Below are 23,238 nucleotides of genomic sequence, written 5' to 3'. Positions count from 1 at the left end.
GCAGTGTCGACATCCGCAAAAGGGAGAAAAACTCGAAAATGTCTTCGTGTCACCTCCGGTGTCGCGACCACGCCACGTTCCAGGCATGCAAGAACACCCGTGGAAGGGATGTCCATGATGGAGAGCGGGAGGAGACCGGCTCAGCCCGTCAGGTCGAGCCGGCTCCGAAGCGGATCTCTCAGGAGATGATCACCGGCTGCGGCGAGCCGCGCCATCGCCTGACGGGGCACACGGCGATCGTCCGGTCGAGGACCTCGTCGACCCCACACCGGACATTCGTGCCCGGGGCTCAGGAGCCGAGATAGCGCAGCACCGCCAGGACGCGGCGGCTGTAGCCGGTGACGTGGAGCAGGCCGAGCTTGTCGAAAATGGCGTTGACGTGTTTCTCGACGGCGCTCTGGGAGACGTGCAGCCGCTCGGCGGTGGAAGCGTTGGTCAGGCCCTGGGCCATGTGGTCGAGCACCTCGCGCTCGCGGGAGGTGAGGCGGCTCAGCGGGTCGGCGTGGGTGGTCCTGGCCAGCAGCTGGCGTACCACCTCCGGGTCGAAGGCCGCTCCCCCGGCGCCGACGCGGTCGAGGGCGTCGAGGAAGTCGGCGACCTGGGCCACCCGGTCCTTGAGCAGGTAACCCACCCCGTCCACGTCACCGGTCATCAGCTCGGTGGCGTAGCGCTTCTCGACGTACTGCGACAGGACCAGCACCCGCGTCCCCGGGTGGCGGCGCCGGATCTCCAGCACCGCCCGCAGTCCCTCGTCGGTGTGGGTCGGCGGCATCCGCACGTCGGCGACCACGACGTCGGGCCGGTGCTCGGCGACCGCGGCGACGAGCGCCTCGCCGTCGCCGACCGCGGCCGGGACCTCGTGGCCCTCCTCCAGCAGCAGCCGGACCAGCCCCTCGCGCAGCAGGGTCGAGTCCTCGGCCAGGATCACCCGCACGGCAGCTCCGCCACGATCGTGGTGGGCCCGCCGGGCGGGCTGGTCACCGTGAAACGGCCGTCCAGCGCGCCCACCCGCCGCGCCAGCCCCGACAGGCCCCCGCCGGCCGCGTCCGCCCCGCCCACACCATCGTCCTGTACGCGCACGACGACCATTGTGTCGCGTTCGCGGACCTCGACGGTGACCATGGTGGCGCGGGCATGCTTGGCCGCGTTGGTCACCGCCTCGCTGACCACGAAGTACGACGCCGTCTCCACCGCCGTCGGCGGCCGCGCGGACAGCTCGCAGACCACCTTGACCGGGACGCCGGAGCGCTCGGCCACCCCGGCCAGCGCGTCGGCGAGCCCGAGGGAGTCCAGTCCCGACGGGTAGACCCGCCAGGCCACCTCACGGAGCTCGGCCAGTGCCTGCTGCGCCTCCTCGTGCGCCTGCGCGAGCAGTTCGGACCGTCCCCTGCGTGCCCGTCCGACCAGCATGGACAGTGCCACCAGCCGCTGCTGCAGCCCGTCGTGCAGGTCCCGCTCGATCCTGCGCCGCTCGGAGTCGACGGCCGCCAGCACGCCCGCGCGGCTCTCGGCGAGCTCGGCGATGCGGCGCTGCAGCGTCTCGGTGAGGTCGGGACCGAGCATGCGCGCGGCCAGCCGTCGCTCCAGCGCGTGCACCCCCACCAGGCCCGACAGCACCAGGAACAGCAGGACGACGCCCGCCGGGAGGATGTAGGCGAGCAGCGGCACGCTCGGCGTCATGCCGTCGAACGGCAGGCCCCTCCCCCAGGACCAGGCGAGGCTGACGGCCGTCCCGGCGCCGTAGACGAGCAGGGTGAGCACCAGGCCGCCGAGCACGCCCATCGGCACCCTGGCCGCCAGGTAGCGCGGCTCCCGCCCGTCCGGGTGATCCGCGTCGAGCCCGAGGGCGGCGGGATCGAGACGCAGGCGGCGGGCTTCGAGCGCGGCCAGCCGCCGGGCCGCCCCCCGCACGGCCGGACGACCGGCGAACGGCAGCGTGAGCAGCAGGAACACGACGTCGAGCAGGGCGGTGACCGTCCCGAGGAACACCGCGCCCAGCAGCCGCAGCCCCTCAGCGGCGGGACGCATGCCGCCCCTCGTACCGCTCGATCGGCCCGGCGCCCACGGCCACCGTGAACACCGGTCCCGCACCCGGCACCCAGCGGCCTTCCATCGTCTCAACCAGCCCATCTGACATGCCCAGAGGTTACAAACGACAAGGACATGACCGGAATGAGGCACATGGCCGTTTCGGGGGTGCGGAAAACCACACCCTGTCGAAAGCCGTGGGTACGGGCCTCAGCCAACCGGCGGGAGCAAGGCGCCGAGTGCGGCGGCACCGTCGAGGAGGGCTCTCGACCGGGCGTCGATGCTCGCGTCCCGGGCGGCCAGCGTGGTCATCACCTCGTCCCAGCGACGGGTGCGTCGCAGCTCCGGCATCAGGGCCCGCAGCGAGGCGACGCGATGGCCGGCCATGCGCAGCTGATGGACGATCCGCGCGTCCCGGACATCGTCCGGGAAGTATCGTCGCGGTCCTCCCGGGGAGGCCCGCCGGGGCACGACGAGGCCTTCCGCGTCCCAGTGCCGCAACGCCGAGGGGCGCACACCGAGCGCGACGGCGAGCTCGGAGACGCTCATGACGTCCGAGGGGCGTACGTCACCGATCGACTCCCCGGAGATCGTCGCGGCGGCCTCCCGGGCCAGCCTGAGTTCCCGCCGCTCCGTATCGAGTCGAGCGTGTGCCGCGTCGAGCAGGGCGAGCAGGTCCGAGGCGGGATACGCGTGCGCCGCGCGCATGATCCGCTTGGCCTCGACCGGCCCGGCGCCGTCCGCGAGAGCTCGGTAGGCCAGCGCGGAACGCAGATGCGTCTCGTCGTAGATCCGGTATCCCGTGCCGGTGCGCGTCGCCGAAGGCAGCACGCCGTCGCGCTCGAGATTGCGCACCTGCTGGACGGAGCACCCGACACGTCGCGCGACGTCGACCGTCCGCATGATGGCCGACTTGCGACTTCTCACCCGTCCACCTGGGCATGTCCGGGGCGAAGTCTCCACAAGCACATGAATGAAACGCTACAACACATGAGTATCGACGAGATCATCGAATTCCTCGCCGGCCTCGACGGGGTTCTCACCCTCAGGCCGGCACCCGGCGACGGTTCACCCGAGATCAGCTGGGGCGACGCGTTCTTCTACTACTCCCCCGACGGCGAGGTGCCGAAGGCGGTCCAGCCCTTCGCGACGATCGTGACGAAGGACTACCCGGAGGACGAGCGGTCGCGGCTGGATCGTCCCGGCGCCTTCCGCCTGAACCTCTTCGCCGGGAAGGACGCCTTCGTCAGCTGGACGGGCCGGCAGCCGCGCGACGCGGCCACGGGCGAGATCGATCCGAGCGTGGCCGACTCCGTGATGGCGCACCCCGTCTACGGCACGCTGGGCTGGCTGGCCGTGGTGAACCCGGGGCCGCGGACGGAACCGGCGATCCGGGAGCTGCTTCGCGCGGCCCACGACCTGGCCCGCTCGCGCCACCGGCGGCGCGCCGGATCGGCGTCGCTCTGACCCGCCCGGCGGGCGCGTCACGAGCGGGAAAGGGCCCGCCGGGAGAGGAGGGGAGCGGCCGGGGTCGAGGAGACCCCGGCGCGAGCCCCGCCGACTCCCGGCAGGCCCTGACCGGCGCGTTCACCGCTACGCGTGGTGCCTGCCCTTGCGTTTGTCGGACAGCCTGACCACGATGAAGACCACCACGGCGAGGATCACGATGCCCAGCACCGCCTTCGACACGACCCCCATGTAACGCTCGACCAGCTCCCACTGCTCACCGAGCAGATACCCCGCCATCACGAAGGCCGTGTTCCAGATGAGGCTGCCCAGGGTGGTGAGAAGCGTGAAGATCATGATCGGCATGCGCTCGACCCCCGCGGGGATCGAGATGAGGCTGCGGAAGATGGGGATCATCCGGCCGAAGAAGACGGTCTTCCTGCCGTGCCTGGCGAACCACGCTTCGGTCCTCTCGATGTCGGCGACGCTGACCAGCGGCAGCTTGGAGGCGATGGCCACCACGCGCTCCCGGCCCAGCAGGGCCCCGACCCCGTACAGCGCCAGCGCGCCGACCACCGATCCCAGGGTCGTCCAGAGCACGGCGTCGAACAGCCCCATGTTCCCCTTGCTCGCGGTGAACCCGGCCAGCGGCAGGATCACCTCGCTGGGCAGGGGCGGGAACAGGTTCTCGAGTGCGATCGCCAGCCCCGCCCCGGGCGCGCCCAGGGTTTCCATAAGGTTGATCGCCCATGCGGCGATCCCGTCGACATTCGGTGAACTCATAGGGACAAGGCTACGGAGGGCTGCGTACGGTGTGGATGCGGAACGCTTCCGTTCTCGCCTGCTGTGCGCCGCAGAGCGCGGCTGCGGAAAACCACAGCCGCCCGCGGCGCGACCGTGCCCGCCAAGCGTTTTTTGGAGGTTTCCGCACGTCAGGGGGGCATCGATCGATCCGGACGGGGACGAAGGAGACCCGCGCCGAGCTCGTCGCCGCCCGGGGGCGGGCGGGCGTGCCCGCCGATCGGTGCCGCCGCCCCGCGTCGAGTGTGACCCATCCCACATTTATCGCCCTCGGGGACGGCGCGTACCCGAGGCCTTCGCGGGGAAAGATCCCTCTTTCAGCCCCGCGCCCCGCGCCCCGCGGCTTCCGACCGCCCCCGGCGCGGGCCGCGGGTCAGGCGCCCCTGAGGTGGATCGCCGCGCCCGGCTCGATCTCGGCGTGTCCCGCGGTCAGCGTGGCGACCCAGCCGGGGAAGGCGGGCAGGTCCCGCTCGCGCACCGCGACGCGGAAGCCGACGTCCGCGCCGTAGACGACCCCCCTGACCTCGTACGGCGAGATGCGCAGGTCGTTCTCCAGCCGCCCGGCCCTGACGTGGTCCACGGTCACGGTCATGATCCTGGCGGGCACCATCTCGACCAGCGGCGTGAGGTCCAGCGTCTTGCCGACCGACGAGCCGTACGCGCGGACCAGGCCCCCGGCGCCGAGTTTGACCCCGCCGAAGTACCGGGTGACCACCGCCACCGCGTCGGCGACGCCCCGGCGCAGCAGGGTCTCCAGCATCGGGGTCCCGGCGGTGCCGCCGGGCTCGCCGTCGTCGTCGGCCCGCTGCACCCGGCGGTCGCCGCCGATCACGTACGCCGAGCAGTTGTGCGTGGCGTCACCGTGAAGCCGCCTGCGCGCGGTGACGAACTCCTTCGCCGCCTCCTCCGAGGAGACCGGGCCGACCGCGCACAGGAACCGGGAGCGCTTGATCTCGATCTCGTGTTCGGTGGTCTCCTGCGGAGTCAGGTACGGGTCGGGCACCCGGCAAGGCTACCCACCGGCGCGGGCCGCGCCTTCCAGGCGGTCAGCGGGCCGCCTGGAAGGCACGGCCCGCGCGGGTGACGGTCCCGTCGCTGCGGAACAGCCCGCTGTTGGGCTCGGTCTCCGAGGAGGGCAGGCCGAACCAGGCGTAGCGCCGCACGTACGGCAGGGAGGCCAGCATCTTGGTGGACGCGGTGACGAACGCGGCCTGCTGGGCGTCGCTGGCGTAGCGGGTGCCGTTCGAGAAGTCGATCAGGGCGTACTCGGTGAGCCAGATCGGCTTGCGGTAGCGCTTGTACACGGCCTGGACGTACGACTTGAGCTGGCCGACCGCCGCCTCGGTGCGGAAGTCGGCCCCGTACCAGTGCAGCGCGATGAAGTCGACGCGGTAGCCCCGCTCCTTCGCGCCGGACATGAAGCGGTCCAGCCAGCTTCCCGGCGTGGCGGCGCCGAACGCGACGGAGGGGCTGCTGAGCACGCGGCCCGCGGACATGAGTTTCGGCCAGAGCGACAGCGCCTCCTCCACGGTCATGTTGGCCTGCTGGGGCAGGTCGGGTTCGTTGAAAGCGAGCAGGTAGGGCCCGGCGCTCCTGGCCTGGGCGAGGTTCTCCGGGGTGACGCTGCCCGATCCCCAGATCATCGGGACGAACCCGTCCGCCCTGGGGCCGGTGACGCCCTCGCGGCGGGTGGACCAGGTGTAGTACCAGCTCGCGCCGGATTTGGCGAAGGCCGTGCTGAGGCCGGGCATCTTCCACACGCCCACGCCCTTCCTGGGGGAGGTCGCGACGGAGGCGGGGGGTGGCGAGGTCGGGGTCGGGGTGGGCGTGCGGGAGGCCTTCCTGCGGCTGGGAGCGGGAGAGGGGGAGGGCTTGGGCGTGGCGCGCGCCGACGGCGTCCGCGACGGAGGTGGCGACGGCGAGGCCGTCTGCGCGGGGACGGCCACCGGAGGGGCGGGCTCGGGGGCGGGGGCCGTGAGCTGCCCGAACACCAGGACACCCGTGACGATGACGGCCGCCGCGCCGCCGATCGTGATCGGGGCGGGGGGCAGGGAGGCCAGCAGGCCCGGCCGCGTCGTCTCGAGGGCGTGCGCGCCGTGGGACGTGCCCCAGGCGGTGGCGTGCGCCACCGCCTCGACGGCGGGGGGAACGGCCTGGAGGTGGTGCAGGGCGAAGCCGACGGGCAGGGGCAGCAGCGGCAGCCCGCTGAGCAGGCGGTCGATGGGCAGCAGGTTCGCGGTGCGTCCCTGGCAGACGGCGCAGTCACGGATGTGCCGGGCGAAGCGCTTGCGCCACAGCGGGCTGGGGATGCCGTTCCAGTTCGCGGTGAGGGCGCGCAGCTCGGGGCATCCGGAGTCGGCCCGCAGCGCCCGTACGATGGTGCGCGCCGTCTGGACCTGCTCCTTCATCCGCTGGACGCGTACGGCAGCGTGGCGCCCCGACAGGCCGAGGGCCCCGGCGAGGTCGGCGCGGCCGAGCTCGCCGGTCTCCTCAAGCCACCACAGGGCGAGAAGTGCCTGGTCGTCGCCGTCCAGCCAGCGGGTGGCCTCGGCGACCTCGCGGCGCTGGTCGGTGAGCCCGAGCCGCAGGATGGTCACGGCGGCGAAGTCGGAGGCGGGGTCGGGCATCTCCTCGGCGGTCTCGAGGTCCGCCCTGCGGTGCTGGGTGGTCCTGCGGTCCTGCTCGTGGTCGCGCACCTGGCGGACGGCGATGGCCACCAGCCAGGACCGGTACGCCTGCGGGTCCCGCAGGTCGGGCAGGGCGCGGACGACCCGGAGAAATGTCTCCTGGACCACGTCGTCAACGTCGGTGTGGCCGTTCAGCGCTCGCCCGACGATGTTGTAGACGAGCGGGAGGGAGTCGGCCACCAGGGCGTCCAGCGCCTGCTGGTCTCCGTCGCGCGCGGCGGTCACCATCGCCGTGTCGGGTCCGCCCCTACCGGTTCCGAGCATCGCACTCCGCTTCCTGTCGTCGTCCACCGTCCGCCGTCCCCGCGCCACGCCGGGCGCCGGGCAGGGACGATTCTCTCCATAACTCCTCATAGCGGAAGACCGACGAGTCCCCTCCATGGAGACCGGCAGCAGGTCAGGAAGACAACGAAAATTTTCTCCGCCTCTTTTTTAAGTTTTTGTTGTCGCCCTCCCTCCCGCCGGTCTCCTGTACAGGAGCAGAACACGCCCGGCGCCGGGCGTGACGGCGAAGGAGGCTCGCGACGATGGCATCGGGGAGGCGTACGGTGGCACTGTCGCAGGACTATATGTCCTGTTCAGGACGGTGCCGCTGTGCACGGCGGCGGTGTTCGCGCCCCCACTCCCCCACCCCGCCCGAGCGGCACGGCCTCGTCGTCTCCCACGCCTCCGCCGCAGGCGACCTCCGGCCGCACCCCGACCGGGGGCGGTCACGCCCGCCCGCACCCCGGGGGGTGGTCACACCCGCCCGAACCCTGCCTGAGCGGTCACGGCCCCCCGGCGCCATCGACGCCTCCGGCGCGGGACGCCGTCCGCTGACGCGCCGGGCCGCGAGCCGGTCCGGCCGAGACCCCGTCGAGCATCACGTCCATCGCACCTCGACCCCCCTAAGGACCTCATCCACATGAGTGAGACCGTTCCGAGCACCACGGCCCCGGGTCGCGGATCGGGCAGGCGAGTGCACCGCTTCGCACTCGCCGGCGCCCTCGCGACCATCCTGGGCGCCTCCGTGGTGAACGGCGTCCTCCCCGCCAGTGCGGCCGAGGCCCCGCTGTCGCAGAGTGGCAAGGCCACCGCCTCCTCATCCGAGAGGGGCGACCTGTCCGCCTCGGCGGCGATCGACGGCAAGGAGAACACCCGCTGGTCGAGCGCCTTCGGTGATCCCCAGTGGCTCCAGGTCGACCTGGGCGCGTCCAAGGCGATCAAGAAGATCGTGCTGAACTGGGAGAACGCCTACGCCACGGCCTTCACGATCCAGACCTCCGCCGGCGGCGGCCAGTGGAAGACGATCCACACCACGACCGCGGGCAAGGGCGGCGTGCAGACCCTGAACGTCTCGGCCACCGGCCGCTACGTCCGGCTCAACGCCACCGAGCGCTCCTCCCGGTACGGGGTCTCGCTGTGGGAGTTCGAGGTCTACGGCACCGGTTCGGGCACCTCCACCCCCGAGCCGACGCCCAGCGCCACCCCCAAGCCGAGCGCCACCCCGACCAAGCCCACCCCCGAGGAGACGCCGACCACGCCGGCTCCCGGCGGTAACCTGCCCAAGGGCCCGGTCCCGCCCGGCGCGGTGCGGGTGGCGGAGTTCCTCGCCGAGTGCCCCTACACCCACCGGCTGCCCGACGACCCGATCGTGATGCCGGGCCTCCCCGGCGGGTCGCACATGCACAGCTTCTTCGGCAACACCTCCACGGACGCCGGCTCCGACGTCAAGAGCCTGCTGAAGGGCGGCACCACCTGCAGCCCGAAGGCCGACCTGTCCTCGTACTGGGTGCCGACCCTCTACAGCGACGACAAGCCCGTCGAGCCGACCGGCACCACGTTCTACTACCTGGGCGAGGGCGTCAGGGACGAGCTGATGGCCCAGACCCGGCCGCTGCCGCTGGGCCTGCGGATCGTGGCCGGCAACGCCAAGGCCACCCAGCCCGACGCCGGCAGCAACGCGCGCTGGTCGTGCCTGCACGCCGGCGAGGTGGGTTCCTCCAAGAACTTCGTCAACTGCCCGGCCGGCAAGATGCTGGAGTCCTACCTGGACTTCCCGCACTGCTGGAACGGCAAGGACCTGGACTCGCCCGACCACAAGAGCCACATGTCCTACCCGGTGAACGGCGCCTGCCCGGCCTCGCACCCGGTGATCGTGCCCAAGCTGCGCCAGGTGCTGCGCTACCCGGTCAGCGGTGACCCGGCCAGATTCCGGCTCTCGTCGGGCCCCGGCTACACCATGCACGCCGACTTCTTCAACGCCTGGCCCGAGGCCGAGATGGAGCGCCGCGTGCGCGACTGCATCCGTCCGATCGTCAAGTGCGGCGCCGACGGCACCCCCTGAGACGGCAGGTGACCGCCTCCGGGCGGAAGCGTACCGTCTGACCTGAACGGGGCGAGGCCCGGCATACCGGGCCTCGCCTCACCATGGGAACGGCGCGACAGAGGAGCGACATGAAGGTGTCCACGATCGGTGCGTCGGTACTCGTCGTGCTCACCGTGCTGCTGGTCTCGCGATGTGTCGCCGCCGAGCCGCAGACCCATTCGGCTGCGAACCACCCGCCGTCGCGAAGCGGCCCCGCCGCGCTCCCCACACCGACCGGAAGCGCGTCGGGCTCCTTCAACCGCACCGACATCGCGTGGCTGCAACTGATGATCCCGATGACCGAGCAGGCCGTGCGCCTGCTGGAGCTGGCACCCGGCAAGACCTCGAATCCAGGGATAAAGCGATTCGCCGTGGAGAACGTCGCCGATCGCCGTACGACACTCCGGAAGCTGCGCGACCTGCTGCGGCGATCCGGGGTGCCGGAGAGCAATGAGCACGAGGGGCATGACATACCGGGCATGGTGATTCCCGACGACTTCGCGGCCCTGAAGCGGGCCGACGGCGCCGCGTTCGACCGGCTCTTCACCAAGGACGCGCGCGAATACCTCACACAGTCCGTCCTGGTCGCGAAGAGCGAGCAGAAGTCGGGCGCCGACCGGGACACCAGGGCGTTCGCCGCCGCCCTGGAGAAAACCCACGGCGGCCAGCTCACCCGGCTGGAGCCGTGAGCGCCGTCCCCGATTCCGTCACGCGCCCGCGTCCCGGCACGCGTACGCGGCGGCGCAGGCCCCCCGCCCCCCCGGTCGCACGGCGGGCGCGGCCGTCCCTGGTCCTCGCCCTGGTCTACGCCGGAGCCGTCGCGGCGACCGCGACGTGCTGGTCCGACATGACCTCGATCTCCGGGCTCACCGGGGCACTGGCCTGGGCGGGCAGGCTCACCGGCCTGCTCGCGGGCTACGCCTGCGCCGTCCTGCTGGGGCTGATGGCCCGCGTTCCCTCGCTGGATCGCGGGGTCGGGACCGACCGGCTGGCCCGCTGGCACGCGATGGGCGGCCGCTACACCATCGTCCTGTCGGTGGCCCACATGCTGTTCGCCACCGCGGCCCACGTGGCACGGTCCGGCGCGGGCGTGCTGGAGGGCACCGCGGGGCTGATCCTGGACGGCCCGGCCATGCTGGAGGCGACGGTCGCCCTGCTGCTGTTGACCGGCGTCGCGGTCGTCTCGGTGCGCGAGGTGCGCCGCAGAATGCGGTACGAGACCTGGCACTATCTGCATTTCCTCACCTACGGGGCCGTCTTCCTCGGGTTCGGCCACCAGCTCACCGGGCCGGACTTCGCCGGCAGCGCCGTCATGAGCGTGTTCTGGTACGCGCTGTACGTGTCCGTCGTCACCCTGCTGGTCTGGTACCGCTTCCTCACCCCCGTCCACCGCGCCCTGCGCCACCGGCTGCGGGTCGCCGGGGTCCGCCGGGAGTCGTCCACCGTGGTGTCGGTCTACCTGACCGGCGAGCGCCTGGACGAGCTGGGCGCGGAACCCGGCCAGTTCTTCCGGTGGCGGTTCCTGGCCCCCGGCATGTGGTGGACGGCCAACCCCTACTCGCTGTCGGCACCGGCCAACGCCCGCTTCCTGCGGATCACCGTCAAGGGCGTCGGCGACCACAGCGGCGCGCTGGCCGGGCTGCGGCCCGGTACCCGCGTGTGGGCCGAGGGTCCCTACGGGGCCCTCACCGCCGCGCGGCGCCGCAGGCCCCAGGTGCTGCTGGTCGGCGGCGGTGTGGGCATCAGCCCGCTGCGCACGCTCTTCGAGACGCTTCCCGGCGAGGTCACCCTCGTCTACATGGCGCGCCGCGACGAGGAACTGATCCTGCGCGACGAGCTGGACGCCATCGCCGCCGCGCGCGGCGCCACGATCCACTACACCGTGGACGAGCTGACCGGATCGTCCGGCGGGCGGAGCGTGCCGCTGACCGGGCGCGCCCTGCGGACCCTGATCCCCGGCCTGGCCGTTCACGACGTCTACCTGTGCGGTCCCACCGGGATGACGGTCGCGGCACGCCACGCCCTGCGCCGCGCGGGCGTCCCCGGCCGCCGCATCCACGTGGAGTCCTTCGACTTCTGAGCGGTTCACCGCCGTTCATCTGGTTCGTCTGACTCACGAAAGTGCATCCGATTCACGGGGACGCGTCCGGTTCACGGGGATGCGTCCGGTTAAGGGGGCGGCGGTGCCGCCGGAGGGCCGCCCCGGCTCAGCTCGTGGGCGAGCTGCTCCAGCTCGGCACCCCCCGCCATCAGGGAGGTGAGCTCCTCGGGGGTGATGTCCGCCTTGGCGTACTCGCCGAGGCTCGCCCCCCGGTTGAGCAGCAGGAAGCGGTCGCCGATCGGGTAGGCGTGGTGCGGGTTGTGGGTGATGAAGACGACGCCCAGGCCCCGGTCGCGGGCCTGGGCGATGTAGCGCAGGACGACACCGGCCTGCTTGACGCCCAGGGCGGAGGTGGGCTCGTCCAGGATGAGGACGCGGGCACCGAAGTGGACCGCGCGGGCGATGGCCACGGACTGGCGCTCGCCGCCGGACAGGGTGCCGACGGGCTGGTCGACGTCGCGGATGTCGATGCCCATGGAGCGCAGCTCCTCGCGGACCGTCCGCTTCGCCCCCGCCACGTCGAAGCGGCGCAGCGGCCCCCGGCCGAGCACGGGCTCGGAGCCCAGGAAGAAGTTCCGCCAGACCGACATCAGCGGGATCATCGCCAGGTCCTGGTAGACGGTGGCGATGCCTTTGTCGAGGGCGTCGCGGGGGCTGGCGAAGGCGGCGGGGACACCGTCCACCAGGTACGAGCCGGAGTCGGGGGCGTGCATGCCCGACAGGATCTTGATGAGCGTGGACTTGCCCGCGCCGTTGTCGCCGAGGACGCAGCTCACCTCCCCCGCGCGCACCCGCATGGAGACGTCCCGCAGCGCGATCACGCCGCCGAACGTCTTGCCCACGTCGCGGACCTCCAGCAGGGGCGGGGTGTCCGGCTCGCCCTCCGCCGCCTCACGGCCTGTCGCGGCCTCGTCTCCCGTCACCGCTTCACCTCCTCCGCGTACCGGCGGACGAACCGGTTGGCGAGCGTGGCCAGCAGCAGCATGGCGCCGAGGAAGAACATGAACCAGTCGGCGTCCCAGCCCGCGAAGACGATGCCTTTGTCCGCCATGCCGAAGATCACCGCGCCGACGGAGGCGCCGATCGCGGAGCCGTAGCCGCCGGTCAGCAGGCAGCCCCCGATGACCGCCGCGATGATGTAGACGAACTCCTGGCCGACGCCGGAGCCCGCCTGCACCGAGGTGAAGCGCAGCGCCATGATCGAGCCGACCAGCCAGGCGGCCACGGCGGTGGTCACGAAGAGCGCGATCTTCGTCCGCTCGGCGGGAACCCCGACCGCGCGGGCGGCCCGCTCGTCACCGCCCACCGCGAAGATCCAGTTTCCGGCCCTGGTCCTGGTGAGCACCCAGGTGGCCAGGGCGGTGACGGCCAGCCACCACAGGATGGCCACCCGGAAGTCGGTCCCGCCGACCGGGATCGTCCCGGCGAGCACCGCCCTCACCTCCTCGTACCCCTCGGCCCTGCGCAGGCCGCCGACCTGCACGGTCCCGGTGAAGGCTTTGGTGACGCCCAGGTTGACGCCCTGGAGCATCAGGAACGTGGCGAGGGTGACGATGAAGCTGGGCAGGCCGGTGCGGACCACGACCAGCCCGTTGAGGAGGCCGACGAGCAGCGCCACGGCCAGGGCGACGAGCATCGCCGCCCACACCGGCAGGTCGTAGCGGGTGGCGAGGATCACCGTGACCAGGCCGACGGTACCGGTGAGCACCCCGGCCGACAGGTCGAACTCACCGCCGATCATCAGCAGCGCGATCGCCACCGCCATGATCCCGAGGGTGGAGGCCGGGTCCAGCCAGTTGGCCACGCCCTCGACCGAGCGGAAGACCGCCGACTGGCCGGCGAAGAACGCGAAGACCACGAGGGCACCGACGACGGCCCCGAGCTCCGGCCGGATCAGCAGCCTGCGGGCGATCCCGGTCCCGGCCAGCCGCTCGTCGGCCACCGTCACCGGGTGCCGCTCTCGGCGAGCTGGGCCACCTTCTCGGCGTTGTCCTTGGTGACGAAGCCGGGGCCGGTGTTGACCGGCAGGCCGCCGCCGACGGTGTTCAGGTTCTCCCTGTGGAGGGTCAGGAACGTGATCGGCAGCCACCCCTGGAGATACTGCTGCTGGTCGACCGCGAACAGTATCTCGCCGTCCTTGATGGCGGTGACCACGTCGGCCGACAGGTCGAAGGTGCCGAGCCTGGCCTTGGATCCGCCGTCGGCGATGGCGTCGCGGGCGGCGACGGCCACCGCGGGGTTCAGGGTGAGGACGCCGTTGAGGGAGGTGTCCGACTGGAGCCTCGCCTTGATCTTGGAGGTGGCGTCGGCGAGGTTGCCCACGTCCACCTGGAGCCGCTCGACGGTGCCGCCCAGTCCCTGGGTCGCGCCGTTGCAGCGCTGGTCGAGACCGACGTTCCCCGCCTCGTGGATCACGCAGAGCAGCTTGGTGACCCCCTCCGCCTTGAGCTTCTCCCCCGCGCCCCGGCCCGCCACGTTCTCGGACTGGCCGACGTGGGTGATCGCGCCGAACTCGCGGGAGACGTCGCCGCCGGAGTTGATGGTGATCACCGGGATTCCGGCCGACACCGCCTTGCCGACGGACTCCTTCAGGGCGTCCGGGTTGGCCATGGAGACCACGAGGCCGTCGACCTTCTGGCTGACGGCCTGATCGATGAGCTGGGATTGCCTGGCCGGGTCACCGTCGCCCTGGTAGGTCACGGTGACGCCGTACCGTTTCCCCGCCGCCTCGGCGCCGTTCTTGACCACGTCCCAGAAGGCGTCCCCCGCGCTCGCGTGGGTGACGACGGCGAAGGTGCCGCCGCCGGCCGCCGGGGCGGGACCGCTCGCCGCCCCCGCGGGCTCTCCCGAGGGCTGCCCTCCAGCCTGCCCCGCCGAACAGCCGGTCAGTGCGGAAAGGCCCAGCACCGCCAGCGCGACCAGCCCTGTCGTCCACTTCATCGGTACCTCCGCGCGTCGCCTCGCCGGATCTCCCTCACTGGTTTGTAACCAACGCATTACCTGCATGTCAATGATTGTCGTGACATTAGGACTTATGAACCATGAGAGGGGCCGCACCCGCCCGGGTTCACCTTCGCGCCACGACATACGTACCCGCCGTCGCCGGGACTTCGCCGGCCGTCGGCGCGGAGTGACCGTACGGCCCGACGGCGGGTCCGGGCCGCTCGACCAGGCACAGAACGGCACGGCGCCGCAGGTCGGGGCACCGCGGGAGGCGAAATGCCGACGCTCCCGGCGGGGACCGCCGGGCCGGGTTACGGGAGAGTGAGGGGTGAGGTACCCCGGTGGCATCGAATCTGAAATACGGCACGAGTATCCTGTTTATTCATAACGCGACAAAACTCCTCCGCAGCAGCCAAATAGCGGAAAAGAACTCAGCGTTCCCTGAACGGGACAGCACCCTTCACGTCCCCACGACCTGGAGATAGGCGCCGACGACTGAAATCCCCTGAACCGGGAAGCCCCTTGGATCACGGCGATCGCACGGCCGGGCGCTTGCCTTCGCCCGATAAGGGGCTATATTTACCAATAATCACAGTAGGGATTAAGGGTAATAACGATGCCCCTGCCGAATTTCCTCACGATCGGTGCTCCCAAAGCCGGGACCACCGCCCTGCACGCCGCGCTGGCCCGGCACCCGGGACTGTTCATGTCCCCGGTGAAGGAACCGAAGTTCTTCCTCAGCGACGGCCCGCCACCGACCAAGGGGGGACCGGGCGACGCCCAGACCTACCGCGAGCACGTCTGGCGGCGCGAGGACTACGAGGCCCTGTTCCACGCGGCACCGCCGGGCACGCTCACCGGCGAGTCCACGCCGTTCTATCTCTACGACCTGGAGGCGCAGCGGCGCATCCGGGCGGCCATCCCCGAGGCCAGGCTCATCGTGGTGCTGCGCGACCCGGTGGAGCGCGCCCACTCCAACTGGACGCACCTGTGGTCGGCCGGGCTGGAACCGATCGGCGACGTGGTGAGGGCCTGCGCCGAGGAGGAGCGCCGGGTCAGGGCGGGGTGGGCGCCGTTCTGGCACTATCTCGGGCTCGGCAAATACGGTGAGCAGCTCCAGCACCTGTTCACCCTCTTCCCCCGCGAGCAGGTCCTCGTCTACCGCTACCGCGACCTGGTCGACCGCCCCGCCGAGACCCTCGACCGGATCTTCCGCTTCCTCGGGGTGGAGACCGGCGTGGTCACCGAGGTCCCCCGGGAGAACGTGACCGCCCACCCGGAGCCGACCCGCGGGCACCGGATGCTGTCGCGCGCCCTGCGCGTGGGGTCGTCCGTGGGGCGGTTCCTGCCCTCGCGGGTGAGTGTGGCGCTGACCGACCCGCTGGAGCGCAGGCTGCAGGAGCAGGCCCGCTCCCGCCAGCCGCTGACCTGGGACCAGCGGGAGAAGCTGATCTCCTACTTCACCGAGGACGTGGCACTGCTGCAGAAGGTGACCGGCGAGGACTTCAGCGACTGGCTCCGCCCCCGCGAGCGCTCGGGCGGCCTGGTGGGCATCCGCCCCGACGGCCAGCGCCAGGCGCGTAACGGCCGCCCCCAGACATAGCCGGCGATCCACGGCAGGAACACGGCGGGCACGCGGCGGGCACGGTTCGTGCCCGCCGGCGCGGCCCTGCCGTGATCAGCGCAGTTCGGTGCGGAGCTCGTGCGCCCCGTCCGCGCGGGTGTACTCGTAGTAGAGCCGCCGCCCGCCGCCCGGCAGGTCCACGATGTCCATGTAGCGCAGGCCGCCGCCCGCGTACGGCGAGACCCCGACGGGTTCGGTGCCGAGCGGGGTCAGCTCCGCCGGGTCGGTGCCGACCGCGACACCGGTCTTCTCCTCGTAGTTCTCCGCCGAGGTGGCCCTGCCGTCGTAGAAGGCCACCACCCTGTCGCCGAGGAAGCGGACCGCGGCCACCCGCGCGCCCCGGGCGTCCCAGGTGCCGGGACGGCCGCTGAGCGCGGTGCCCTGCCAGGTCCACTCGATGCCGTCGGCGCTGGTGGCGTAGTCGGTCACCATCTGGTCGGCCTCGTGGGCCTCCTCCAGCGGGTGGCAGGAGGCCCACAGGTGCCACACGTCGTCCCGCAGCACGATCACCGGGTCCTTGACGCCGGTCTTCGGGTCGCCGGGCAGCACGACCTGCCGCTGCGAGGCCCGGAAGCCGGACGGGTCGTCGGCCTCCAGCACCTCGACCCGCCAGTGCTTGGTGTCGTAGGTGGCGCAGCTGAGGTAGAGCCTCCAGCGTCCCTCCGGCGTGCGGACCAGGGTGGGCCGCTCCAGCGACTCGGTGTCCATCTCCTCCCTGCCGATGGTGAGCAGGGTCTCGAACCGCTCGCCGTCGGTGGAGCGGGCGACGGCGACGGCGTAACCGCGGCCCTCGCCGACGGGGCGGCGCAGCCGGTAGGCAAGGTAGATCAGCCCGTCGCTCGCCACCGCGCTCGGCGCGCCGGCCCAGTGGCCCGCACCCGGCTGTGCCGGTTCGATCGCGACGGTGGAGCGGTCGGGGTCGGGAAGGAAATCCTCGATTGTCACGACACTGAGATTAGGCAAGCCTTGGGTAGCACTCACGGAGAATCACCAATCATCATCACGAGCTTTGTCACCCCTTGACGGCCAAAGGGCATCTCATCCTTGGTTCCTCCGGCGTGAGGGGCGCCGGTGGCCGCCACCCTCCACGACCGGGTCGGCACGATCGGGCGTACCGGGGGTGACACGGTCCGGGGGCCGGGGCGGCGCCGGGGACGTGTCCGTGGCGCCGGGCCCGCTGAAGGCCTCGATGCCCGACCGTACAGGGTGCGGGCACGTGCACGGGCGCGGCAGGCCGGCGGCACGTCCCTCGCGTCGCGCCCTCCGGCGCCATCCGGTCGCGGCACCCGTGCCGCGCTCTTCGTGCCGCGCTCCGCGCCGCGCGCTCCGTACCGCCTCGCCGTGGCGACCTCTCGTCACGCCCGTGCCGCGCTCTTCGCGCCACCTCGCCGGGGCGGCCTCTCGTCACACCCGTCCGCGTGACCGGCCGGCTCGCCGGCGACGTGCCTTCCACGATCGTCAGGACCGGCGGAGCGTCGCGCTCGGCAGCGGGATGGCGGGGAACGGGTTGTCCGGCGGCAGGATGAGCCGCCTGGCCTCCTGCGGGCGGGCGGTGGCGTCCAGGTGCAGGAGGGCGGCCCCGACCCCCGCCGCGCCGACCATGTAGCCGGTGTCGGCGGTGACCTCCCAGGGACGCAGCCGCCGGTAGGCCTGGTACCAGCGGGTTCCCCGGCCGTCGTGGCCGGTGGCCCGGCCGCTCAGGCTCTCCCCCAGCGTGCGGGCGAACTCCAGGTGCTGGCGGCGGCCGGTCGCCGCCCAGAGCCCGACGAACAATTCCACCAGGCCGGCGGTGCCGCAGCACTGGCAGGCCGAGTTCCAGGAGCCGCCGCTCTGGTTGGCGGGGGCGCCGCTGCGGACGATCCCCCTGGCCAGCCGCTCGGCCCAGTCGAGGTCACCGGCGTCGCCCGACACCCGGTGCAGCTCGTAGAACATCCGGGCGACCCCGGCGGAGCCGGAGCAGAAGCCCAGGTAGTGCAGGTCGCGGCCCTGCGGGATGTGGTGCGGCACCAGCGCGCACCGCTCGGTCACGACGCTGACCGCGCGGACGAAGTCGGCTCCCCTGCGGGAGGCGCCGAGGAAGTCGACCTCGCCGGTCACGCCGTACAGGCGGGCGAGCAGGAAGGCGGTTCCGGCGGTGCCGGACAGGAAGCCCGGGGTGACCGCGTCCAGCGGCAGGTCGGCGCAGGCGCCCTCGCCGAAGCGGTGGCCGGGGACGACGAGCGTGGCGATGCGGGCGCCGGCCTCGACGGCGATCTCCTGGTAGGCGGGCACCCCCAGGATGCCCGCGGCGTGCAGCAGCCCGAGGATGATCCCGCCGTCGCCTCGCTGCGCGGGGTCGCCGGTCCAGCCCAGGCCGCCGTCGATGGGGCGGGCGCTGCGCACGATGCGGTCGGCGACGGCGCCGGCCTCGACCTCGAAGTCCCCCTCGCCGGTGGCCCACCCGGCCTCGGCCAGGGCGAACATCACCCCGGCCAGGCCGTGGTGGAGGGAGAGATCGGCCTGTTCCCGCCAGGTGGCGGAGAGGTAGCGGGCCCCGGCCGCGGCGTCGTCCAGATAGCCGTCGTCGCCGGTGGCGGCGGCGAGCTCCAGGAAGAACAGGATGATCCCGGCCGCCCCCGAGTACAGCGACAGGGGGTGGTCGGGCATGGCGGCCCGGCCCCGGGGGTCGGGGTTGGCCCGCCAGTGCCGCCCCCGCTCGTCGTCCACGGCCGCGGAACGGATCCAGCGCGCGGCCCCGACCGCGACGGCCAGCGGGCTCTCGGCCTCCGGCTCCAGGCTCATGGCGGCTCCTTCGTACGGCGAGACAATCATTTTACCTGTATTTCCTACAGGATCAATAGGTAATACGGTGGCCGACACGCGGAATCTGCCCGCGCGAGGGTTTTCCATGCGGGTCATCCGCTGCCCCGCCCGGCTCACCGGCACTTCAGGACGGGTGGCCACGAAGAAACAGGTCGCTCATGACCGACCCCGCCAGGTCGAAGCCTCCGACGTGGGCGAGGTAGCCGCCGGGCTCGAAGATCGACCCGTCCAGCGGGATGAAGACGCCCCCCGCCTGACGGATCAGCAGCGACCCCGCCGCCACGTCCCACGGACTGACCCTACTGCCGTAGGCGACGTCCGCCCACCCTCCCGCGACGTGCGCCAGCTTGAGCGCGGTGCTGCCGAGACGGCGCGTGGAGGCGAACGCCCGCACCATCCCGCCGAACCGGCGCAGCCCCTCCTCCCCGGCCTCGGCCAGCTCCCAGGGGGTGGGGTAGCTGGTCAGCAGCATCCCCTCCCGGTCGCGCGCGGCACCGGCGCTGCGCATCCGCGTGCCGTTGCACCAGGCCCCGCCCAGATCGGCCCGGAACTCGTCGTTGCGCACCGGGTCGTACACCACCCCGGCGACCACCTCCTCCCCGGCCGCGGCGGCGATCGACACGCAGAAGAACGGCAGCCCGGCGGCGAAGTTCGCGGTCCCGTCGATCGGGTCGACGTACCAGTGGATCTCGCCGGAGCCCGCGCGGCCACCCTCCTCGCCGATGATCGTGCTTCCCGGGACGCGCCTCTCGATGACCTCCCGGATGGTCTCCTCCGCGGCGCGGTCGTGCTCGGTCACCGGGTCGTGGAAGTCCCTCTTGGTCTCGACCGCGGGACGCGACCTGAACGCCTCGCGGAGCCGGTCGCCCACCGCGCGGGCGGCCTCGACCGCGACGGCGGAGAGATCTGTTGCGGTGCTCCGATCCATGCTTCCCCGCTTCCTCCAGTGGCGCGAACCCGGTGGCGTGAACCGGCCGCGCCGGTCGTCGACGGCGCCGGAGCGGCGCCGGCAGGCGGCCCCGGGAACGTTCCCGGCCCCGGTCCGCCTCCGGCCCGCCCCGCACCCCACCTTCCATCCTGTACGAGGACACCGGCCCCGCACGCGCGCGCCATGCGCCTCCGCCGACCCCGACCGGTTTTTGTCAAGACATTCTGATGTTCGATAGCCTGGCGGCGCGGTGTGTCAACCGGGAGGGCGAATGACGGCGCGGCTCGCCATCGATCTCGACCGGTCCAGCCCGGTCCCCCTCTACTTTCAGGTGGCCGAGCAGATCTCCGAGGCCATCCGCCGCGGCGACCTGCCCCCGGGATCGCGGCTCGACAACGAGATCCTGCTCGCCGACCGGCTGGGCCTGTCGCGGCCGACCGTCCGCCAGGCGATCCAGTATCTGGTCGACAAGGGCCTGCTCGTGCGCAAGCGGGGCGTCGGCACCCAGGTGGTGCACGGCCAGGTGAAGCGCTCCGTCGAGCTGACCAGCCTCTACGACGACCTGCGCAGGGCCGGCCAGGAGCCGGCCACCAGGGTGCTGGCCCTGGGCCTGGCCCCGGTGGAGGAGGAGGTCGCCGCGCTCCTCGGCGTCGCGCCCGGCACCGAGATGCTCCGCCTGGAGCGGATCCGCTACGCCGCCGGGGAGCCGCTGGCCCTGTTGCACAACTGGCTGCCCTCCGGTCTCGCCCCGCTGACCGCTGAGAGCCTCCAGGAGCGCGGGCTGTACGAGATGCTCCGCGCCGCGGGGGTGCGGATGCGCGTGGCGAACCAGCGCATGGGGGCGCGGGCGGCCACGACGGCCGAGGCCAGGCTGCTCGGCGAGCGGCGCGGGGCGCCGCTGCTCACGATGGTCCGCACCACCTACGACGACCAGGGCAGGGCCGTCGAGCACGGCTCCCACGTCTATCGGGCCTCGCACTACTCCCTGGAGGTCACGCTCATCGAGCGCTGACCGGGCGATGGGCGGCCTTCAGGTCAAATCTGTCCCAAACCACCGGTGCACGACGGTGCCCGACGCGTGATGATTCGTCCCTTGGGGATGTCATATGCGTAATCACCGCTCAGGAAGCCCGCAGTATGACCCCAGATCCGAGACAAGACTATGCGCGGCCGGAGAGATGAGTGGGCGGCGGTCCTCGCCCTGCTGGGAGACGTCGCCTCCACGACCGGGAACGTCATGCTCGTCGAGGGCGGACCGGGGATGGGCAAGTCGCTGCTGCTGGCCGAGGCCGCGAGCGCCGCGAGCGCGCGGGGTACGTCGGTGGCGAGCGGCCGGGCCGACGAGCTGGGACGGCTGACCCCGCTGGGGCCGCTGCTGTCCGCGCTCGAGGAGTCACCTGCGCCGACGGCCCCGATGCCCATGACCGGGAACGCCTTCCCCGACAGGCCCGGACTGCTGCTGTGGCTGGCCGAGCAGGTCCGTACCTCGCTGGAGAGAAGGCTGGCCTCGGGGCCGCTGCTGGTGATGCTGGACGATCTCCAGTGGGCCGACCCCGCCACGGTCATGGCCCTGCGGACGATGCCCTCCCGGCTGGCCTCGTGTCCCGTGGCATGGCTGCTGGCCCGCCGTGACGCCCCGGCGCGCGGCGACGCGGGGCGGCTGTTCGATCTCCTGGAGAAGGAGGGGGCCACCAGGATCGTCCTGGGCCCCCTCGACGAGGACGCGGTGACCCAGGTCTCCGCCGACATCCTCGGCGCGGTCCCCGGGGAGGAGCTGGCGGCACTGGCCGCCCAGGCCGGCGGCGACCCCCTCCTGCTCTCCGAGCTTCTCGTCGGGCTGTGCGAGGAGGGCGCCGTCCTGGTCGAGGACGGCGTCGCCCGGCCGGCCGGAACCACGCCCGCGGGAGTCGCCCCGCCCCCGCTGCCCCCGCGCCTGCACACCGCCGTCCGGCGGCGCCTGGACGGGCTCGGCGCCAGGACGCGGTACCTGCTGGAGGCCATCGCGGTGTTCGGACGCTCGTTCACACCGGCGTACGTGGCCGAGATGCTCGGCGAGACCCCGGCCGCGCTGCTTCCCCCGCTGGAGGAGGCGCTGGCGGCCGGGGTGCTGGTGGCCACCCACGACGAGCTGGCGTTCCGTCACGAGCTGCTGTGGCGGTCGGTCGTCGACGAGGTGCCCTCACCGGTGCGGCGGGCGCTGCGGGAGCAGGTCGAGCGCTCCGCCGGAGCCCGCCGTGCCTTCGCGCCCCGGGGCGGCGACGGCGGGGCCGGGAGACTCCTGGACCTGGCCCTGCTCGCCTGGGACGAGGGCGCGCTCTCACGCGGGCTGGACCTGGCGCGCGAGGCCGTGGAGCGACCGGCCCGCGACCGGCACCGGCAGCCACGGGCGGTACTGGCCTCGATGCTGATCGACCTCTGCCTGCTGGACGAGGCCGGACCGGCGACGGAGGGCGCCGCCGAGGAGGCCGAGGCCGAGGGCGAGCCCGCGTGGGCCGCCGAGATCCCCGTCCTGCGCGCCCGGCTGGACCTGGCCGCGGGCCGGCTCGGCAGCGCGATCGAGCACGCGGAGGCCGGCCTGACCGCCGCCGGGGCCCTGGACGCCCCGCTCCTGGCCTCCTCGGCCCTGTCGGTGCTCGGCACCGCGTCGCTGCGGTCGGGCGACCTGCCGGGGGCCATCAGGTACATGGAGCGGGACCCGGTCAGGTCCGCGCCCGGCGTGCCGCCGTGCACACGGCTGCGGTCGGAGCTGGCGGCCGGGCGGATCAGCGAGGCCCGCGACGGCGCGACGGGCGGTATGAGCTCGCTCGGCGGCATCTACGACGCGCTGCCCCGGCACATCGGAGCACTGACCGGCGAGCCCACCGCCGCGGCGTGGCTGGTACGGATGGCGATGGCGGTGAACGACCGGCGCAGGGCCGACACCGCGGTCGACGCGGCCGAGGACATCGCCTGGCGCAACCCCTGCCTGCCCGGCCCGTCGGTGTCCGCCGACCATGCGCGGGGCCTGCGGGAGGGCGACGCCGAGGCGCTGGGCCGCGCGGTGGCCGGGCACGCCGACCCCTGGGCCAGGGGATCGGCGGCGGAGGATCTCGGCGTGCTGCTCAGCGCGGACGACGGCCGCAGGGACCTGGCCGTGGAGAACCTGAAGACCGCGCTGGCCTGCTACGGGGCCGTGCAGGCCGTCCGGGACGCGGCGCGGGTGCGGGGCAGGCTGCGGCTGCTGGGCGAGCGGTGCCGCCACTGGGTCAGGACCGACCATCCCGTGTCGGGATGGGCCAGCCTGACCGGCACCGAGCAGGCCGTCTGCGACCTGGTCTCCCAGGGGCTGACGAACCGGCACGCCGCCGAGCAGATGTTCATCAGCGAGCACACCGTCGCCTTCCACCTGCGGCAGGTCTTCCGCAAGCTGGGCATCCACTCGCGGGTCGAGCTGGCCAGGCTCGCGGCGGAGGAGAACGGCCACCGGCGCCCCCTCTGAGGCCCCGCCGGGAGGAACCCGCGGGAGTCCTCACCCACCCGGATCGGCCCGTA

Annotated in this window: 20 protein-coding genes; 7 read left to right on the top strand and 13 right to left on the bottom strand. The window is 72.5% G+C overall.

All coding sequences use genetic code 11. The features are described 5' to 3' along the window. Window positions 1-289: 289 nt before the first annotated feature. The 4 genes from ACSDR0_RS26035 to ACSDR0_RS26020 all read right to left on the bottom strand — a co-directional run bounded on the left by ACSDR0_RS26035 (window position 290) and on the right by ACSDR0_RS26020 (window position 2,955). On the bottom strand, window positions 290-934 hold the full coding sequence (locus ACSDR0_RS26035) for a response regulator transcription factor (protein WP_329079758.1): 645 nt from the start codon (window positions 932-934) through the stop codon (window positions 290-292). After that, window positions 925-2,028 (bottom strand): sensor histidine kinase, encoded by a 1,104-nt coding sequence (locus tag ACSDR0_RS26030; protein WP_435291500.1) that lies wholly within the window; start codon window positions 2,026-2,028, stop codon window positions 925-927. Before ACSDR0_RS26030 ends, ACSDR0_RS26035 begins: the two co-directional genes overlap by 10 nt. Further along, the gene (locus ACSDR0_RS26025; protein ID WP_435291499.1) at window positions 2,012-2,137 is read right to left on the bottom strand and encodes a hypothetical protein; all 126 of its coding nucleotides are present in this window, start codon (window positions 2,135-2,137) and stop codon (window positions 2,012-2,014) included. Before ACSDR0_RS26025 ends, ACSDR0_RS26030 begins: the two co-directional genes overlap by 17 nt. A gap of 101 nt (window positions 2,138-2,238) precedes the next feature. Beyond that, complete coding sequence (locus ACSDR0_RS26020) at window positions 2,239-2,955, bottom strand: MerR family transcriptional regulator (RefSeq protein WP_435291498.1); 717 nt, start codon at window positions 2,953-2,955, stop codon at window positions 2,239-2,241. A gap of 63 nt (window positions 2,956-3,018) precedes the next feature. Between ACSDR0_RS26020 and ACSDR0_RS26015 the strand changes: the two genes are divergently transcribed. After that, complete coding sequence (locus ACSDR0_RS26015; RefSeq protein ID WP_435291497.1) at window positions 3,019-3,495, top strand: DUF6194 family protein; 477 nt, start codon at window positions 3,019-3,021, stop codon at window positions 3,493-3,495. 126 nt (window positions 3,496-3,621) lie between these two features. On the opposite strand, the gene ACSDR0_RS26010 is transcribed toward ACSDR0_RS26015, so the two are convergent. From ACSDR0_RS26010 to ACSDR0_RS26000, 3 genes are all read right to left on the bottom strand, one after another. Beyond that, the gene (locus tag ACSDR0_RS26010; protein WP_435291496.1) at window positions 3,622-4,257 is read right to left on the bottom strand and encodes a DedA family protein; all 636 of its coding nucleotides are present in this window, start codon (window positions 4,255-4,257) and stop codon (window positions 3,622-3,624) included. 391 nt (window positions 4,258-4,648) lie between these two features. Further along, window positions 4,649-5,278, bottom strand: coding sequence for a YigZ family protein (locus ACSDR0_RS26005; RefSeq protein WP_435291495.1), 630 nt, complete (start codon window positions 5,276-5,278; stop codon window positions 4,649-4,651). Between the two features lie 43 nt (window positions 5,279-5,321). After that, window positions 5,322-7,226 carry a sigma-70 family RNA polymerase sigma factor gene (locus tag ACSDR0_RS26000; RefSeq protein WP_435291494.1) on the bottom strand — a complete coding sequence of 635 codons (1,905 nt, stop codon included), beginning with the start codon at window positions 7,224-7,226 and terminating at the stop codon, window positions 5,322-5,324. A 640-nt stretch (window positions 7,227-7,866) separates the two neighbouring features. Between ACSDR0_RS26000 and ACSDR0_RS25995 the strand changes: the two genes are divergently transcribed. From ACSDR0_RS25995 to ACSDR0_RS25985, 3 genes are all read left to right on the top strand, one after another. Then, window positions 7,867-9,288, top strand: coding sequence for a DUF1996 domain-containing protein (locus tag ACSDR0_RS25995; protein WP_435291493.1), 1,422 nt, complete (start codon window positions 7,867-7,869; stop codon window positions 9,286-9,288). A 110-nt stretch (window positions 9,289-9,398) separates the two neighbouring features. Further along, window positions 9,399-9,998, top strand: coding sequence for a DUF305 domain-containing protein (locus ACSDR0_RS25990; protein WP_435291492.1), 600 nt, complete (start codon window positions 9,399-9,401; stop codon window positions 9,996-9,998). Next, entirely contained in the window at window positions 9,995-11,389 is a 1,395-nt protein-coding gene (locus tag ACSDR0_RS25985) for a ferredoxin reductase family protein (protein ID WP_435291491.1), read from the top strand. The genes ACSDR0_RS25990 and ACSDR0_RS25985 overlap by 4 nt, the downstream gene beginning before the upstream one ends. A gap of 89 nt (window positions 11,390-11,478) precedes the next feature. Here ACSDR0_RS25985 and ACSDR0_RS25980 read toward each other — a convergent pair whose 3' ends face one another. From ACSDR0_RS25980 to ACSDR0_RS25970, 3 genes are read right to left on the bottom strand one after another with little or no spacing between them, the layout of a single operon-like run. After that, the gene (locus tag ACSDR0_RS25980; protein WP_435291490.1) at window positions 11,479-12,333 is read right to left on the bottom strand and encodes an ATP-binding cassette domain-containing protein; all 855 of its coding nucleotides are present in this window, start codon (window positions 12,331-12,333) and stop codon (window positions 11,479-11,481) included. After that, window positions 12,330-13,358, bottom strand: coding sequence for an ABC transporter permease (locus ACSDR0_RS25975; RefSeq protein ID WP_435291489.1), 1,029 nt, complete (start codon window positions 13,356-13,358; stop codon window positions 12,330-12,332). The genes ACSDR0_RS25980 and ACSDR0_RS25975 overlap by 4 nt, the downstream gene beginning before the upstream one ends. Continuing rightward, complete coding sequence (locus tag ACSDR0_RS25970; RefSeq protein WP_435291488.1) at window positions 13,355-14,350, bottom strand: sugar ABC transporter substrate-binding protein; 996 nt, start codon at window positions 14,348-14,350, stop codon at window positions 13,355-13,357. The genes ACSDR0_RS25975 and ACSDR0_RS25970 overlap by 4 nt, the downstream gene beginning before the upstream one ends. Before the next feature lie 619 nt (window positions 14,351-14,969). Here ACSDR0_RS25970 and ACSDR0_RS25965 point away from each other — a divergent pair. After that, complete coding sequence (locus ACSDR0_RS25965) at window positions 14,970-15,956, top strand: sulfotransferase family protein (RefSeq protein WP_435291487.1); 987 nt, start codon at window positions 14,970-14,972, stop codon at window positions 15,954-15,956. A 75-nt stretch (window positions 15,957-16,031) separates the two neighbouring features. On the opposite strand, the gene ACSDR0_RS25960 is transcribed toward ACSDR0_RS25965, so the two are convergent. From ACSDR0_RS25960 to ACSDR0_RS25950, 3 genes are all read right to left on the bottom strand, one after another. Beyond that, window positions 16,032-16,922 (bottom strand): hypothetical protein, encoded by an 891-nt coding sequence (locus tag ACSDR0_RS25960; RefSeq protein ID WP_435291486.1) that lies wholly within the window; start codon window positions 16,920-16,922, stop codon window positions 16,032-16,034. A 513-nt stretch (window positions 16,923-17,435) separates the two neighbouring features. After that, window positions 17,436-18,758 carry a lanthionine synthetase LanC family protein gene (locus tag ACSDR0_RS25955; protein ID WP_435291485.1) on the bottom strand — a complete coding sequence of 441 codons (1,323 nt, stop codon included), beginning with the start codon at window positions 18,756-18,758 and terminating at the stop codon, window positions 17,436-17,438. A 145-nt stretch (window positions 18,759-18,903) separates the two neighbouring features. Continuing rightward, the gene (locus ACSDR0_RS25950; RefSeq protein WP_435291484.1) at window positions 18,904-19,707 is read right to left on the bottom strand and encodes an inositol monophosphatase family protein; all 804 of its coding nucleotides are present in this window, start codon (window positions 19,705-19,707) and stop codon (window positions 18,904-18,906) included. Window positions 19,708-19,978: 271 nt separating this feature from the next. On the opposite strand from ACSDR0_RS25950, the gene ACSDR0_RS25945 reads away from it, so the two are divergent. Together ACSDR0_RS25945 and ACSDR0_RS25940 are read left to right on the top strand one after the other, a co-directional pair. Beyond that, complete coding sequence (locus ACSDR0_RS25945) at window positions 19,979-20,719, top strand: GntR family transcriptional regulator (RefSeq protein WP_435291483.1); 741 nt, start codon at window positions 19,979-19,981, stop codon at window positions 20,717-20,719. 150 nt (window positions 20,720-20,869) lie between these two features. Continuing rightward, window positions 20,870-23,185, top strand: a complete 2,316-nt coding sequence (locus tag ACSDR0_RS25940; RefSeq protein WP_435291482.1) for an AAA family ATPase — start codon at window positions 20,870-20,872, stop codon at window positions 23,183-23,185. The last annotated feature ends 53 nt before the right edge of the window (window positions 23,186-23,238 follow it).

The organism is Streptosporangium sp. G11 (assembly GCF_051192615.1).
Taxonomy (GTDB): Bacteria; Actinomycetota; Actinomycetes; order Streptosporangiales; family Streptosporangiaceae; genus Streptosporangium.
This window is presented reverse-complemented; position numbering and strand designations above follow the sequence as displayed.

What these genes read in the sequence shown, in the direction of transcription:
- ACSDR0_RS26030 (WP_435291500.1), bottom strand. Translation starts at nt 2,028, where the DNA reads ATGCGTCCCGCCGCTGAGGGGCTGCGGCTGCTGGGCGCGGTGTTCCTC.
- ACSDR0_RS26025 (WP_435291499.1), bottom strand. Translation starts at nt 2,137, where the DNA reads ATGTCAGATGGGCTGGTTGAGACGATGGAAGGCCGCTGGGTGCCGGGT.
- ACSDR0_RS26015 (WP_435291497.1), top strand. Translation starts at nt 3,019, where the DNA reads ATGAGTATCGACGAGATCATCGAATTCCTCGCCGGCCTCGACGGGGTT.
- ACSDR0_RS26010 (WP_435291496.1), bottom strand. Translation starts at nt 4,257, where the DNA reads ATGAGTTCACCGAATGTCGACGGGATCGCCGCATGGGCGATCAACCTT.
- ACSDR0_RS26000 (WP_435291494.1), bottom strand. Translation starts at nt 7,226, where the DNA reads ATGCTCGGAACCGGTAGGGGCGGACCCGACACGGCGATGGTGACCGCC.
- ACSDR0_RS25995 (WP_435291493.1), top strand. Translation starts at nt 7,867, where the DNA reads ATGAGTGAGACCGTTCCGAGCACCACGGCCCCGGGTCGCGGATCGGGC.
- ACSDR0_RS25990 (WP_435291492.1), top strand. Translation starts at nt 9,399, where the DNA reads ATGAAGGTGTCCACGATCGGTGCGTCGGTACTCGTCGTGCTCACCGTG.
- ACSDR0_RS25970 (WP_435291488.1), bottom strand. Translation starts at nt 14,350, where the DNA reads ATGAAGTGGACGACAGGGCTGGTCGCGCTGGCGGTGCTGGGCCTTTCC.
- ACSDR0_RS25965 (WP_435291487.1), top strand. Translation starts at nt 14,970, where the DNA reads ATGCCCCTGCCGAATTTCCTCACGATCGGTGCTCCCAAAGCCGGGACC.
- ACSDR0_RS25955 (WP_435291485.1), bottom strand. Translation starts at nt 18,758, where the DNA reads ATGAGCCTGGAGCCGGAGGCCGAGAGCCCGCTGGCCGTCGCGGTCGGG.
- ACSDR0_RS25950 (WP_435291484.1), bottom strand. Translation starts at nt 19,707, where the DNA reads ATGGATCGGAGCACCGCAACAGATCTCTCCGCCGTCGCGGTCGAGGCC.
- ACSDR0_RS25945 (WP_435291483.1), top strand. Translation starts at nt 19,979, where the DNA reads ATGACGGCGCGGCTCGCCATCGATCTCGACCGGTCCAGCCCGGTCCCC.
- ACSDR0_RS25940 (WP_435291482.1), top strand. Translation starts at nt 20,870, where the DNA reads ATGCGCGGCCGGAGAGATGAGTGGGCGGCGGTCCTCGCCCTGCTGGGA.